Here is a 14106-nt window from a genome sequence, read left to right on the forward strand (position 1 = left end):
TACTGCTCTCTATTATTTCATTGATAGAATATGAGAGAAGGCTTTTGGTAAATCAGTTTGCCAATATTTCCAAGTATGATTACCTTCAAACTCTTCGTAATGCGTAATGAAATTTCTATCTGTAAGAAGTGTATTTAACTCACGGTTCGGTTCTACGAAATCAGATACTTGTCCATCAGTACGCTTTACAGCCGTTTCTTCTGTGCCGATGACGTGATACAGTTCTAATGCTTGTGGATCTTTGAAGTCTTTTGCTAAGTTCATTACTGTCTCATCCACAAATGGTGATTGCATAACGACTTTACCGAATGTATGCGGATACATAAGTGCAGTCATAAAGGAAACTGTTCCGCCAAGAGAATCACCAATTAAAACACGACCTTTTCCCATTTGGTACGTTGGATAATTTTCATCAATATATGGTGCAAGTTCATGAGCAAGGAAACGTATATATGCAGCATTTTTTACTTCATTTGGGAAATATTTTTCTTTACGATCATGTACATTTTTATATGGAATACCGACAATAATTGTACGGTCAATTTCTTCAGTTTCACGAAGGCGCTCAATTACACGATGCGCTTTACCGAGCTGAAAATAATCTCTACCATCTTGTGCAATTACAACTGTATGTTTGTGCAGTGGTGTGTAATTTACTGGTAAATAAACGAGAAGTGTAACGTCTTCTTGAAGTGATGCGCTATAAAATGAAATTTCTTCAATTCTCCCTATTGTTTGACTCATGTAGATCCCCCTAAATAAAAATTTACTGTAACGATTGTAAGAGCGACGCTTGTAGTGAAAAAGGAAATAAATATTCACTAATTGGTGCCTTAATTTCTATTTTACCATAATGGTACGAAGAATCTAAAAAATTAGTATTTAAGTCACGAAAGAAAACGGATATAATGAAGTGGGATTTTTGACAGGTGAGAGGGGAGACAGGATTTGAAACAAGAAAAGTCAATCGCACTACCATTAGCTATTTCTATAATTGCCATTTCTTTTGCAGCAGTTTTTGTAAAGATGTCCTCAGCACCATCTTCTATTTTAAGTATGTACCGCTTATGGATTATCGTACTTATTATGCTGCCTATCGTATGGAAAAAACGGGAAGATTTTAGTAAGATTCAAATAAAAGATTGGGGATTTTTAATTGGATCTGGTTTCTTTTTAGCACTTCATTTTCTATTATGGTTTGAATCTTTAAAGCATACGACAGTTGCGAGTTCGACGATTATTTTAGCGCTTCAACCAATCGTATCTTTAATTGGAGGTTTTTTCTTATTTAAAGAAAGAACAACATACTCAGCTATTGCAACGATGGGAATTGCGATATTAGGCGTAATGTGTATTGGTTGGGGAGATTTAGGGCTAAGTGAACAAGCAATTTATGGAGATATATTATCCTTTTTAAGTGTAATAGCGGTTGTCGGTTATTTATTTATCGGGCAAACGACAGTAAAGAAAGTATCACACTGGATTTACAGCTTTACAGTTTTTGCATTCGCAGGTATTTTTATGGGAATTTATAATATAGTATTGCAAGTGCCTTTTACAGGTTATACGAAGTGGGATTGGACCGTTTTTCTTTTACTTGCGGTTGTCCCGACAGTGTCACACGTCATTAATAATTGGTTATTAAACTACGTAAATGCAACAACAATTTCAATGAGTATTTTAGGAGAACCCGTTGGAGCATCTATACTAGCGTTCTTCTTACTCGGTGAAAGACTAAATGCCATGCAAATTATCGGTAGCATGCTCGTATTGTTTGGTGTATCTGTTTTCTTACTACAGCAACAAAAACGAACAGCAAAAAATGTAATAAACGAGCCGGCGTATACACAGGAATTATAATGTTAGAGGAGAAAAGAGAAGTTGTGATACTTCTCTTTTTGTTTTATATAAATACGGGTGTGGAAGGGGGAAGGAAATGGAATTCCCATCAAAAAAAGATGTATGGCTATATCCGATTTTTTTCGTTGTCATTGGAGCGTGTTTTGCTCCCCTATTTGCAGGTAGAGAATATTTTCTTTTATTTTTTACAATTTCATTAGCGATATTATTTATTTGGAGTTGGTTTTCGACAAAATACATCGTCGGAGAATAAACAATTACAATTAGATCAGGTTTCGTTAAAAAGCGCATATTTATACGAGATATAAAACAAGTTTTAAATACAAAAAATCCAATAGCAGCCCATGCATTGTCATTTGATCGACTTGAAATTGTTTATGGTGCACATCAAACAGAAATTATTTCTCCTAAAGATAAAGAGCAATTCATCAATCTTGTTAAAAGTAAAAATCCACACATTGAAATAAAGTAAAAGAGTGGCTTCGTAGCCACTCTTTTACTTTGGATTTGTCATATAAGGTTGTACGTGAATGATACATAGGTCACGGAACTTTCCTTCAGCAGTTGTGACAATTACGACTGCTCTACCTGCACTTTTTCCAGTAATCGTTACCGTGTCCCCCTTTGGATACAGTGTGATAACATCAGCATTCATATTCGTCCAAAGAAGTTCTTTATTTGTTGCCTGCATTGGCAAAACGGAAGCTGATAACTCAGTGCTTTGGCCAGTTCTTACTTTTAACTTATTTTTTTCCATATGAACACCGATGACTGAAATAACAGAAGGAGCAATTGTAATTTTAGGTGGATTAGGTTGTATGTTCAAACAAGACGCAGAAGTATTGGTGATAGGTGAAAATTTTCGTGTTTGTTGTTGCTGGAAAGCTGCTAACATATTGGAGTCCCCTTTCTGTATAAGTGCTGATAGTAATACTATAAAGGAGTAGTGTTACGTTTAATTTAACGAAACATAAAGAAATTGTTAAATTCGAGCAGAAGATCGTCGAACTTTGATATAAAGAAAGCTCTGCTGATACGATAACAGCAGAGCTTTCCCTTTATAGATTATGACTATGTTGTTTTTCGAAATTCTCAAATTGCTCTTCAACTTCTTTTGAAGGTTGTGTTAGTAAACTAACAATTACGATAGCTAGTAAACTAATAGCGAAACCTGGAATCATTTCATATAAGAAATCTTTTAAGAATTTGAATTGAGTCCATATAATAACAGTAGCGGCACCAGAAACCATACCAGCAAGCGCGCCCCATTTCGTCATACGTTTCCAATATAAGCTTAATAAAATAGCAGGTCCGAATGAAGAACCGAACCCAGCCCAAGCATATCCAACAAGAGCTAAAATCGTATCATTTTGTTTAAGTGCTAATGCACATCCAATTAAAGCAATAACAAGAACAGCCATACGACCGACAAATACAAGTTCTTTATCAGAAGCATCACGCTTAAAGAATGTTCTATATAAGTCTTCTGTTACTGCACTCGAAGTAACGAGAAGTTGAGAAGAAATTGTACTCATAATAGCTGCTAAAATAGCTGCTAATAAAAATCCAGTAATAAGTGGATGGAATAAAATAGTGCCAAGTTCAACGAAAATCGTTTCTGGATCAGAAAGTTTTAAACCTGCTTTTGAATAGTATGCAATACCGATAAGGCCAGTAAACATAGCTCCAGCAACAGAGAAAATCATCCAGCTCATACCAATACGTCGTGCACTTTTAATTTCTTTTACAGAAGAAATCGCCATAAAGCGTACAATAATATGTGGTTGTCCAACATAACCAAGGCCCCATGCGAATAATGAAATAATTCCTAATACAGAAGTACCTTTAAAAATATCTAATAATGCCGGATCGATAGATTTAATTGTTTCAAATGCTGGACCAAGTCCATTTACGTGCATAATTGTTACGACTGGAACAAGAATAAGAGCGACTACCATAATGATTCCTTGCACGAAGTCTGTCCAACTTACAGCTAAAAATCCACCAAATAATGTGTAAGCTACGACAACTCCACCAACGATAAGAAGACCAACATGGTAATTGAGTCCAAATGAATTTTCGAATAATACAGCACCAGAGACAAATCCTGAAGCTACATAAAACGTGAAAAATATCATAATAACAAGTCCAGATACTAAACGTAGCATATGGGATTTGTCGTGGAAACGGTGTTCCAAAAATTCTGGGATAGTAATAGAGTTATTTGCAATTTCAGAGTAGGTACGTAAGCGAGGAGCGACATAAAGCCAGTTTGCATATGCGCCTAATGTTAGGCCAATCGCAATCCAGCTACTACTTAATCCAACGCTAAACATTGCACCGGGTAAGCCCATTAAAAGCCAACCACTCATATCAGCTGCTCCAGCACTTAATGCTGTTACTGCGGGGCCTAGTGTACGCCCGCCAAGCATATAATCTGTTAAGTTGGATGTTTGCTTATAAGCGAAATAGCCGATAATTAGCATCCCGAGCATGTAAATAGAGATAGAAGTTAAAATTAACATCTGCGTACTCATGTAGTTCCCCTTTCTTTTGTCAGGTCTTTTGATGCGTTATGCATATTTATCCCGCATGAACGGGCAGTAAAACTCCCACCTTAAAATTGGATGGGCAAGGAAGTTAGGTGGGAGATCAACTGCCCGTAAATGCCCGATTAGTTCAACTAATAATAAGTGGGGGATGAACAAAACCCCCACTTATTAAAGTTTCACTTTATAATCTATCATGATTATTCTGAAAAATCCATATAGAAATATGAATTTTCAGAAATGTAAGCGTTTTTTGATGTGATTTTACTTTTTTAATATATAATATTCATACAAAAAACCTTATTTTTAATAGAGTATTTATTATATTTACATAAAAAGAGGTTGTTTTGTCAATATAATATTGAAAGGAAAGAAAAATAAAATTTTTAAAAAAGTATTGACTTGTGAAAAAAGTCAGGTCTATAATGAGTGCAACTTAAAAAAATGCAAGCGTTGATGAAGAAGAGTACACATGATGAACATGTCAGAGAGCTGATGGTTGGTGCGAATCAGTATGGAATTGATGTGGAATGGGCTTCGGAGCTTCCAAACCGAAACGAAAGAAGTAGGCTTTGGCGACATGATCTCATCGATACAAGAGACACGTATTGTTTTTGATACGGTAAAGTGCGTTACATTTGTAACGAATTAAGGTGGCACCACGGGAGTACCCGTCCTTTCTATAGGATGAGTACTCCCTTTTTGTGTATAAAAAATTAAATAAATGAAATCGTTTAAGTAAGAAGAGTACGTATATTGGAGACGTTACAGAGAGCCGGGAATAGGTGGGAGCCCGGTACGGTGCCATATACGGAATGGGCTTACGAGAGGTATGCTGAACAATTATTTTCAGTAGGCAACCCGGGTTCCGCCGTTACAAGGATAAGGTATAAATTTTGTACCTGAACAAAGCGGGATGCTTTTGCATCCAACACGAGGTGGTACCGCGGTATATTTATCGTCCTCTACATATTTTCGATATGTAGGGGACTTTTTTATTTTTCAGAGTGAGGTGAAGGACATGATGACGAAAGAAGAATTTATAAAACAAAAAAGAGAGAGAAAGACATTTTTAGTAATCACTGAAGAAGAAGGAGATAGCATTACGCCAATTTCTTTATATAGACGTATGAAAGGGAAGAAGAAATTTTTATTAGAAAGTTCACAGCTTCATCAAGATAAAGGGCGTTATTCTTACTTAGGATGTAATCCTTATGGAGAGGTGACAAGCGTTGGTACGGAAGTAGAAAGAATGATATATGGGCAAACAGAAAAGTTAAAAGGTAACGTACTACAAGTGTTAGAAGAAGTAATCGCATCATCACAAGTAGATAGCCCATTTCCATTTTGCGGAGGAGCAGTTGGTTATATTGGATATGATGTCATTCGGCAGTATGAAAACATTGGAGCGGATTTACACGACCCATTAAATATTCCGGAAGTACACCTTTTACTATATCGTGAGTTTATCGTTTACGATCATTTACGCCAAAAGTTGTCGTTTGTATATGTATGCAGGGAAGATGATTCAGCAGATTATGAGGAAGTATACGAAAGGCTACGAGTATACAAAGAGGAAGTGCTACAAGGAGAAGAAGCTGAAGTAAATGCAATACAATCCACATTATCATTCACTTCTTCTATAACGGAAAAAGAGTTTTGTGAGATGGTAGAAATGGCGAAAGAACATATAAGAGCTGGGGACATATTCCAAGTCGTACTGTCACAGCGTTTGCAAAGTGAATGTATTGGTGATCCATTCGCGTTATACCGAAAACTTCGAATTGCAAATCCATCACCATATATGTTCTATATCGATTTTCAAGATTATGTTGTACTCGGTTCTTCACCGGAAAGTTTGCTATCAGTAAGGGAGAATAAAGTGATGACGAATCCAATTGCTGGTACGAGGCCGAGGGGGAAAACGAAGAGGGAAGATGAGGAAATCGAAAAAGAACTGTTGGAAGATGAGAAAGAACGAGCGGAGCATATGATGCTTGTAGATCTTGGGCGAAATGATATTGGCAGAGTGAGTGAAATTGGATCCGTGACGATAGATAAATATATGAAAGTAGAAAAATATTCTCACGTTATGCACATTGTATCTGAAGTTTACGGAACATTGCGAAAACAAACGAGCGGATTTGATGCGTTAGCGTATTGCTTACCAGCAGGGACAGTTTCTGGAGCTCCGAAAATTAGAGCGATGGAAATTATAAATGAGCTAGAGAATGAAAAAAGAAACGTATACGCCGGAGCAGTTGGATACGTTAGTTTTTCAGGGAATCTTGATATGGCACTTGCCATTCGAACGATGGTCGTAAAGGATGAAAAAGCATACGTTCAGGCCGGAGCAGGAGTCGTTTACGATTCAGATCCAGTAGCTGAATATGAAGAAACATTAAATAAAGCGAGAGCGCTATTGGAGGTAATGAAATGATTGTACTAATTGATAATTATGATTCATTTACTTATAACTTGTATCAACTGTTAGGTGAATACGAAGAAGATATTGTAGTCGTAAGAAATGATCAAATAACGATAGAACAGCTAGAAGAGATGAATCCAACAGGAATTGTGCTTTCACCAGGACCAGGAAAACCAGAGGATGCTGGTATTTGTATCGAAGTGATTCGTCATTTTTATAAGAACGTTCCCATATTAGGGATTTGTCTTGGCCACCAAGCGATCATAGCCGCATTTGGAGGAGACATTGTTAGAGCAGAACGTATTAAACACGGAAAAACATCGCGTGTGAAACATAACGGAACGTCAATCTTTTCATACGTTACACAGCCGCTGACGGCGATGCGCTATCATTCCCTTGTTGCAGAGCAAACGAGCTTGCCAGATTGTTTTGACATATTAGCGACAGCGATGGACGACGGAGAAATAATGGCAGTCCGTCACAATTATTATCCGCTCTTCGGATTACAGTTTCATCCGGAATCAATCGCAACAGAAGAAGGCGGAAAGTTAATACGTGCCTTTTTAACAGAAGTAAAAGAGGAGGAAAGAGTATGAATAACTATCTTCGTAAATTAGTGGAGGGTCAACATTTAACAGAAGAGGAAATGTATAAAGCAGGACTACTTTTATTAAGTGAAAACATATTAGAAAGTGAAATTGCAGCTTTCTTAGTCTTACTGAAAGCGAAAGGTGAAACTGCAGAAGAAATATACGGTCTCGTTCGAGCTCTTCGCGAAAAGGCATTGCCGTTTTCGAACCATATACAAGGAGCAATGGACAATTGCGGGACGGGTGGTGACGGTGCTCAAACGTTTAATATTAGCACAACATCAGCATTCGTACTGGCAGGAGCAGGTGTAAAGGTTGCAAAACATGGTAATCGTGCCGTTTCTAGTAAAACAGGAAGTGCAGACTTATTAGAAGAACTAGGTGTAAATATTAGTAGTACGCCAAACGAGATTGATTATTTACTAGAGCATGTGGGCATTGCCTTCTTATTTGCACCAGCAATGCATCCAGCACTAAGGCGCATTATGAAAATAAGAAAAGAGTTAAACGTGCCGACAATCTTTAATTTAATTGGTCCTTTAACAAATCCAGTGAATTTAGAAACACAATTTGTCGGTATTTATAAACGAGATATGTTATTACCAGTTGCACAAGTATTACAAAAGTTAGGCCGGAAACAAGCGCTTGTCGTAAATGGAAGTGGTTTTTTAGATGAAGCGTCATTACAAGGGGAAAATCAAGTAGTCCTTTTAAAAGATAATGAAATAGTAGAAATGAATATTGATCCAGAAAATTATGGTTTTTCAAGAGTGAAAAATGAAGAAATTAGAGGGGGGAATTCACAAGAAAATGCAAAGATTACAGTCGGCGTATTGAGTGGAGAAAAGAGTGTTTACCGCGATACAGTGTTATTAAATGCAGGTCTAGCCCTTTTTGCAAATGGAAAAACAGAAACGATTGAAGAAGGAATTAAACTAGCAACACATAGCATTGACTCTGGAAAAGCATTAACCAAATTAAACTTATTAATTGCAGCAAGCAACGAAAAATTAGAAAGGGTGAACTAAAGTGGGGACGATTTTAGATAAAATTGTAGAACAGAAGAAAAAGGAAGTTGCGGAGTTATATGAAACGTATACACCAGTCAAAACAAAAAGAAAGACACATTCACTTGTAGAAGCGTTACAGCAGTTTACTGTCATTGCAGAAGTAAAGCGAGCATCACCATCAAAAGGAGATATCAATTTACACGTTGACGTACGAAAACAAGTGGGAACATATGAAGACTGCGGGGCAGGAGCAGTATCTGTTTTAACAGATGGTCAATTTTTTAAAGGATCGTTTCACGATTTACAAACAGCAAGAGAAGAAAGTAACATTCCGCTTTTATGTAAAGATTTCATAATCGATAAGATTCAAATCGATAGAGCGTATGAAACGGGAGCAGATATTATTTTACTAATCGTAGCAGCGTTAACGAAAGAAAAGTTAAAAGAGTTGTATAGCTACGTGTTAGAAAAAGGATTGGAAGCGATTGTTGAAGTTCATGATGAACAGGAATTAGAAACTGCGATCCAACTAAATCCACATGTTATTGGCATTAATAATCGTAATTTAAAAACGTTCGAAGTAGATTTAAGCCAAACTGAAAAGTTAGGAAAACGATTGAATGAGGAGAAATTACTTTGGATTAGTGAAAGTGGCATTCATTCAAAAGAAGATATTACCCGCGTTAAAAGAGCTGGAGCAAAAGGTGTATTAGTTGGAGAGGCACTTATGACATCATCTTCTATTAGTAGCTTTTTTGAAGATTGTAAGGTGAATATATGAAAGTGAAAATTTGTGGTATTACTGATGTTGAAACAGCAAAATGTGCTTGCGAATACGGAGCAGATGCAATCGGATTTGTTTTTGCAGAAAGTAAGCGGAAAATTACTCTGGGGCTAGCGAAAGAAATTATTGGGAAGCTTCCAGCACACGTATTAAAAATCGGGGTTTTCGTAAATGAATCAGTTGAAGTGATTCAGAAGATTGCAGATGAGTGCGGGTTAACGCATGTGCAACTACATGGGGATGAAGAGAATCATCAAATTAGAAGATTGAATATTCCGTCTATAAAATCGCTAGGAGTAACTTCAGAGAGTGATATGAAAAGCGCTCAAGCATATGAAACGGATTATATATTGTTTGATAGCCCGAAAGAAAAGTTTCATGGAGGAAATGGAAAGACATTTTCATGGGAATTACTTGAGCATATGCCAAAAGAGTTGCGAAAGAAAACGATATTAGCTGGTGGATTAAACATCCTTAACATAGAAGAAGCAATTCGAACTGTTCGGCCATATATGGTCGATGTAAGTAGCGGAGTAGAGACAGAAGGAAAGAAAGATCTAAAGAAAATAAAACAATTTATTATAAAATCGAAGGAGTGTTCCAAATGAACTACGCATATCCAGATGAAAAAGGTCACTACGGTATATACGGAGGACGATACGTTCCAGAAACGTTAATGCAATCTGTATTAGAACTAGAAGAAGCATATAAAGAAGCGATGCAAGATGAAGCGTTTCAAAAGGAATTAAATCATTATTTAAAAACGTACGTTGGAAGGGAAACACCGCTTTATTTCGCTGAAAATATGACGAAGTATTGCGGTGGTGCAAAGATTTATTTAAAACGTGAAGATTTGAACCATACAGGAGCTCATAAAATTAACAATACAATCGGTCAGGCACTACTTGCAGTACGAATGGGCAAGAAAAAAGTTGTCGCTGAAACAGGAGCAGGACAACACGGAGTGGCAACTGCTACTGTATGTGCCCTACTCGGATTAGAATGCGTCATCTTTATGGGAGAGGAAGATGTGAGACGTCAAAAATTAAATGTGTTCCGAATGGAATTACTCGGAGCGAAAGTAGAAAGTGTAGCGGCAGGTAGCGGCACATTAAAAGATGCAGTGAACGAGGCGCTTCGCTACTGGGTTTCACACGTGCACGATACACACTACATTATGGGATCCGTTCTCGGGCCACATCCATTCCCGCAAATTGTCCGTGATTTCCAAAGTGTAATTGGAAATGAAACGAAAAAACAATATGAGGCGTTAGAAGGAAAGTTACCAGAAGCAGTCGTTGCTTGTATTGGCGGTGGTAGTAATGCGATGGGCATGTTTTATCCGTTCGTACACGATGAAGAGGTCGCTCTTTACGGCGTAGAAGCAGCAGGGAAAGGCGTTCATACAGAAAAGCATGCAGCAACTTTAACGAAAGGAAGCGTCGGTGTTTTACACGGATCAATGATGTATCTTCTGCAAAACGAAGAAGGGCAAATTCAAGAAGCGCACTCTATTTCAGCAGGACTCGATTATCCAGGTGTTGGTCCAGAACATAGCTTGCTAAAAGATATTGGCCGCGTTTCTTATCATTCAATTACTGATGATGAAGCGTTAGAAGCATTTCAATTATTAACGAAAAAAGAAGGAATTATTCCGGCTTTAGAAAGCTCACATGCTGTCGCATATGCATTAAAATTAGCGCCGAAAATGAAGAAAGACGAAGGACTTGTCATTTGCTTATCAGGCCGCGGTGATAAAGATGTAGAGAGTATAAAACGTTATATGGAAGAGGTGTGAAAAATGGGAGTAGAAAAAATTAAAGCAGCGTTTGAAAATGGTAAGAAAGCATTTATTCCGTACGTAATGGGCGGAGATGGTGGACTTGAGAAATTAAAAGAAAGAATTCGTTTTCTAGACGAAGCAGGAGCAAGCATCGTTGAAATTGGTATCCCGTTTTCAGATCCAGTTGCAGATGGCCCAACGATTCAAAGAGCAGGGAAGCGAGCGCTAGATAGCGGTGTAACAGTAAAAGGTATTTTTCAAGCATTAATAGAGGTAAGGAAAGAAGTGCAAATTCCGTTTGTACTCATGACATATTTAAATCCAGTACTCGCATTCGGAAAAGAACGATTTGTAGAGAAGTGCTTAGAGGCCGGTGTGGATGGTATTATCGTTCCAGACTTACCGTATGAAGAACAAAATATTATTGCGCCGTTACTTCGAGAGGCAAACATTGCGCTTATTCCACTCGTTACCGTAACGAGCCCTATTGAAAGAATTGAAAAAATCACGAGTGAATCAGAAGGGTTCGTTTATGCTGTTACAGTAGCGGGCGTAACGGGAGTACGTCAAAACTTTAAAGAGGAGATTCATAGTTACTTAGAAAAAGTAAAATTACACGTCAACTTACCAGTAGTCGCTGGATTTGGCATTTCAACAAAAGAACATGTAGAAGAAATGGTTACAATATGTGACGGAGTTGTTGTTGGAAGTAAGATCATTGAGCTTTTAGAAAATGAAAAACGAGAAGAAATATGTGAATTAATATATGCAACAAAACAAAAAGAAGAGGCGTAAGTCTCTTCTTTTTGTTTTGCGTAATAAATGTTAAAATATACAGAAAATACATTTAATTCAGAGGTGAGAAGGCATGCTAAGACGCAAATTACTGTATCTTCTTTTAACTATACCACTATACGCTTGGCTCATTAGCATGACGAAAATAGAGTTGATGGCTCTATTTTTAGGATATGTATTTATCTTTTCCAACTTAAATCGCATTCAAGAACAGTCTATTTTAGAAATATGTCTATTTTCGATTAGTATAGAATTATTTAGTATCGTTTCGATTGTATTATTAAACGAATTATTTCTACGGATTCATTCATTTACATTAATGAAATTTTGGAATATTGCATTGCAAGCAATATGTACTTACATTGTGTTTGTTGTGTTGAAAAAAATAATCGGACAGCAGACAGTTTTTCAGGATAATAGAAAATGGGAGTGAATGAAAAGGGGCCGTTTGGCTCCTTTTTTAAATCTGTCTTAAAAACAATTGAAAATTACAACATCTGTTATATAATAGTTAAAAATTGTATTTTAAACGAAATGAGATGATAACATGGCCATATTGTTGGCACTTATCCCAATTATGATGATTTTCATTTGTTTATTTTTATTTAAACAAACGTCATTAAGGTCCTCGTTAATTTCTTATGCTGTGTCTGTCGGAATCGTTTTACTCTCGCCAACGTTTCGATTAGGGATAAGTGAAACTGTGCACGCAACGATTAAAGGATGGTTAATTTGTTTTATTGTCGGATACGTTTTATTTTTCGGTATTTTTTTATTTCACCTCATGAACAAAATGGGATACATCGATCAAGTAGCACGTTTTTTAGAAGAAATCACACATGATCGCTTATTACAAATGCTGCTTATGTGTTTTGGCATTTGTCCGCTTATTGAATCAGTAAGTGGATTTGGTATTGGATTCATGGTTGCAGCACCTATTTTTCTTTCGCTAGGCTATAAACCATTTCAAGCTGTACTGCTCTCATTCATCGGCTTACTAGCTAGTTCATGGGGCGCAATGGCAACGGGTACGATTATCGGTTCGCAGCTAATAAATATGCCTCTTACAACACTTGGTACAAATACAGCGCTATTAAGTATTCCGATGTTTGCTTACTTCGTTATTCTTTCTTTACACGTTGTTGGCGGCTGGCAAGCGGTTATAGAAAAGTGGAAAGAAGGAGTAGGGTTCTTTCTATTATTTTCTCTCGGAATCTATCTTTCTAATGCATACGTAAGTGTTGAACTAGCCGGGATATTAAGTTCTATCGTTACGATTACATTTGGCTTTCTTATCATTAAATTAAAAGGAAAAAGTGGGCAAAATCTTATAACAGAACATGCCGCTGCAACGGAGAGAGAAGTATCCATTATAAAAATTATTAGCCCTTATATATTTCTAACAGTTTGTATTTTACTTTCTCGCCTCGTTCCAGCATTACATGATTTGTTCAGATCATATGCGGTTCTTGATTTGAAATCATACTCTTATAAACTAGAGTTACTATATTCACCAGGATTTTGGCTCGGTATGACTTGCTTATTTACTATTATTTTCTTCCGCATCCCGTCTAATATTATTAAACAATCATTCTCACAAACGATCAAACAATGGATTCCATTTGCTATTACGACGACAATGTTTATCGCCATTTCAGAACTAATGGGTGCATCTGGCATGCATTCATTACTTGCAAAAACAGCTGGTGAAACATTTGGAACCTTTTTCGTTTTTGTTGCTCCGTTTATTGGCGCTATTGGTGGATTTTTAACAGGTAGTAACGCAGGATCAAATGCAATGTTTATAAAACTACAAATGCAAACCGCACAAAACGTAGCACTCCCGTGGCAATATGTCACAACACTTCAAAACACCGCATCATCAGTAGCGACAATCGCTTGTCCATCACGGATTACATTAGGTGCTTACTTATGTAATATCCCTTACCGTGAAAATGAACTATTAAAGAAGACGACGTTAATGATCTTTGGTGCGGTTTTGCTTGTAGTGGTAGAGGTTATTGTTTGGTATATGTTGAGAAATTAAAAATCCTCCTAACATAGGAGGATTTTTTTTATGAATGGATAATGTTTTAAATATGAAAAGCTTCTACTAAGTCAACAACCCGCCACTTAACACCCTTACGGGTCGTTTGAAGTGGGGGCTTGCGTCTGTCGGAGTTCGACAGTGCTTCTACCCTCATAGAGAGCAACTACGCTTATTCCTACCCAGTAGTACGAACGAGAAATGCTCTCCTACCTTAGTATGGTGGAGCATAAGGACGGTTGACTTCGCCCCTACCACAA

General features: G+C 37.1%; 13 protein-coding genes, 1 pseudogene and 2 other annotated features. Of the genes and pseudogenes, 11 read left to right on the forward strand and 3 right to left on the reverse strand.

What is annotated here, in order from left to right; translation table 11 throughout:
• Window positions 1–12: 12 nt before the first annotated feature.
• Window positions 13–744 carry an alpha/beta hydrolase gene (locus BCG9842_RS05930; protein WP_000084010.1) on the reverse strand — a complete coding sequence of 244 codons (732 nt, stop codon included), beginning with the start codon at window positions 742–744 and terminating at the stop codon, window positions 13–15.
• A 204-nt stretch (window positions 745–948) separates the two neighbouring features.
• Here BCG9842_RS05930 and BCG9842_RS05935 point away from each other — a divergent pair, with 204 nt between their 5' ends.
• Window positions 949–1860 (forward strand): DMT family transporter, encoded by a 912-nt coding sequence (locus BCG9842_RS05935; protein ID WP_000806930.1) that lies wholly within the window; start codon window positions 949–951, stop codon window positions 1858–1860.
• Between the two features lie 76 nt (window positions 1861–1936).
• Window positions 1937–2332 (forward strand): annotated as a pseudogene (locus BCG9842_RS05940) (PH domain-containing protein).
• A 24-nt stretch (window positions 2333–2356) separates the two neighbouring features.
• Here the strand turns inward: BCG9842_RS05940 and BCG9842_RS05945 are convergent.
• Window positions 2357–2755: an Ig-like domain-containing protein gene (locus tag BCG9842_RS05945; protein ID WP_000878727.1), complete on the reverse strand. Its 399-nt coding sequence runs from the start codon at window positions 2753–2755 to the stop codon at window positions 2357–2359.
• A gap of 163 nt (window positions 2756–2918) precedes the next feature.
• Window positions 2919–4397, reverse strand: a complete 1479-nt coding sequence (gene putP, locus BCG9842_RS05950) for a sodium/proline symporter PutP (protein ID WP_000107191.1) — start codon at window positions 4395–4397, stop codon at window positions 2919–2921.
• 456 nt (window positions 4398–4853) lie between these two features.
• Window positions 4854–5091: a binding site (T-box leader), on the forward strand.
• A gap of 42 nt (window positions 5092–5133) precedes the next feature.
• Window positions 5134–5378 (forward strand) — a binding site (T-box leader).
• Window positions 5379–5430: 52 nt separating this feature from the next.
• Between putP and trpE the strand changes: the two genes are divergently transcribed.
• The 9 genes from trpE (at window position 5431) to BCG9842_RS05995 (ending at window position 13846) form a co-directional block, all read left to right on the forward strand.
• The gene (gene trpE / locus BCG9842_RS05955) at window positions 5431–6849 is read left to right on the forward strand and encodes an anthranilate synthase component I (RefSeq protein WP_002083083.1); all 1419 of its coding nucleotides are present in this window, start codon (window positions 5431–5433) and stop codon (window positions 6847–6849) included.
• Complete coding sequence (locus BCG9842_RS05960; RefSeq protein ID WP_000636336.1) at window positions 6846–7433, forward strand: aminodeoxychorismate/anthranilate synthase component II; 588 nt, start codon at window positions 6846–6848, stop codon at window positions 7431–7433. Before trpE ends, BCG9842_RS05960 begins: the two co-directional genes overlap by 4 nt.
• Window positions 7430–8455 (forward strand): anthranilate phosphoribosyltransferase, encoded by a 1026-nt coding sequence (gene trpD, locus BCG9842_RS05965; RefSeq protein ID WP_001067363.1) that lies wholly within the window; start codon window positions 7430–7432, stop codon window positions 8453–8455. Before BCG9842_RS05960 ends, trpD begins: the two co-directional genes overlap by 4 nt.
• A 1-nt stretch (window position 8456) precedes the next feature.
• Window positions 8457–9218, forward strand: a complete 762-nt coding sequence (gene trpC / locus BCG9842_RS05970) for an indole-3-glycerol phosphate synthase TrpC (RefSeq protein WP_000536711.1) — start codon at window positions 8457–8459, stop codon at window positions 9216–9218.
• Window positions 9215–9829 carry a phosphoribosylanthranilate isomerase gene (locus tag BCG9842_RS05975; RefSeq protein ID WP_000865128.1) on the forward strand — a complete coding sequence of 205 codons (615 nt, stop codon included), beginning with the start codon at window positions 9215–9217 and terminating at the stop codon, window positions 9827–9829. Before trpC ends, BCG9842_RS05975 begins: the two co-directional genes overlap by 4 nt.
• The gene (trpB, locus tag BCG9842_RS05980; protein ID WP_001105025.1) at window positions 9826–11019 is read left to right on the forward strand and encodes a tryptophan synthase subunit beta; all 1194 of its coding nucleotides are present in this window, start codon (window positions 9826–9828) and stop codon (window positions 11017–11019) included. Before BCG9842_RS05975 ends, trpB begins: the two co-directional genes overlap by 4 nt.
• Window positions 11020–11022: 3 nt before the next feature.
• Window positions 11023–11799, forward strand: coding sequence for a tryptophan synthase subunit alpha (gene trpA, locus BCG9842_RS05985; protein ID WP_000537833.1), 777 nt, complete (start codon window positions 11023–11025; stop codon window positions 11797–11799).
• Between the two features lie 73 nt (window positions 11800–11872).
• Window positions 11873–12232 (forward strand): DUF4029 domain-containing protein, encoded by a 360-nt coding sequence (locus BCG9842_RS05990; RefSeq protein WP_000946136.1) that lies wholly within the window; start codon window positions 11873–11875, stop codon window positions 12230–12232.
• A 114-nt stretch (window positions 12233–12346) separates the two neighbouring features.
• On the forward strand, window positions 12347–13846 hold the full coding sequence (locus BCG9842_RS05995; protein ID WP_000996272.1) for an L-lactate permease: 1500 nt from the start codon (window positions 12347–12349) through the stop codon (window positions 13844–13846).
• The last annotated feature ends 260 nt before the right edge of the window (window positions 13847–14106 follow it).

Source organism: Bacillus cereus G9842 (genome assembly GCF_000021305.1).
GTDB lineage: Bacteria > Bacillota > Bacilli > Bacillales > Bacillaceae_G > Bacillus_A > Bacillus_A thuringiensis_S.

Bases quoted from the DNA above. Each gene is read 5' to 3' on its own strand.
- BCG9842_RS05990 (WP_000946136.1), top strand. From the start codon at position 11,873: ATGCTAAGACGCAAATTACTGTATCTTCTTTTAACTATACCACTATAC.
- trpB (WP_001105025.1), top strand. From the start codon at position 9,826: ATGAACTACGCATATCCAGATGAAAAAGGTCACTACGGTATATACGGA.
- BCG9842_RS05945 (WP_000878727.1), bottom strand. From the start codon at position 2,755: ATGTTAGCAGCTTTCCAGCAACAACAAACACGAAAATTTTCACCTATC.
- trpE (WP_002083083.1), top strand. From the start codon at position 5,431: ATGATGACGAAAGAAGAATTTATAAAACAAAAAAGAGAGAGAAAGACA.
- trpD (WP_001067363.1), top strand. From the start codon at position 7,430: ATGAATAACTATCTTCGTAAATTAGTGGAGGGTCAACATTTAACAGAA.
- BCG9842_RS05975 (WP_000865128.1), top strand. From the start codon at position 9,215: ATGAAAGTGAAAATTTGTGGTATTACTGATGTTGAAACAGCAAAATGT.
- putP (WP_000107191.1), bottom strand. From the start codon at position 4,397: ATGAGTACGCAGATGTTAATTTTAACTTCTATCTCTATTTACATGCTC.
- BCG9842_RS05930 (WP_000084010.1), bottom strand. From the start codon at position 744: ATGAGTCAAACAATAGGGAGAATTGAAGAAATTTCATTTTATAGCGCA.
- BCG9842_RS05960 (WP_000636336.1), top strand. From the start codon at position 6,846: ATGATTGTACTAATTGATAATTATGATTCATTTACTTATAACTTGTAT.
- trpA (WP_000537833.1), top strand. From the start codon at position 11,023: ATGGGAGTAGAAAAAATTAAAGCAGCGTTTGAAAATGGTAAGAAAGCA.
- BCG9842_RS05995 (WP_000996272.1), top strand. From the start codon at position 12,347: ATGGCCATATTGTTGGCACTTATCCCAATTATGATGATTTTCATTTGT.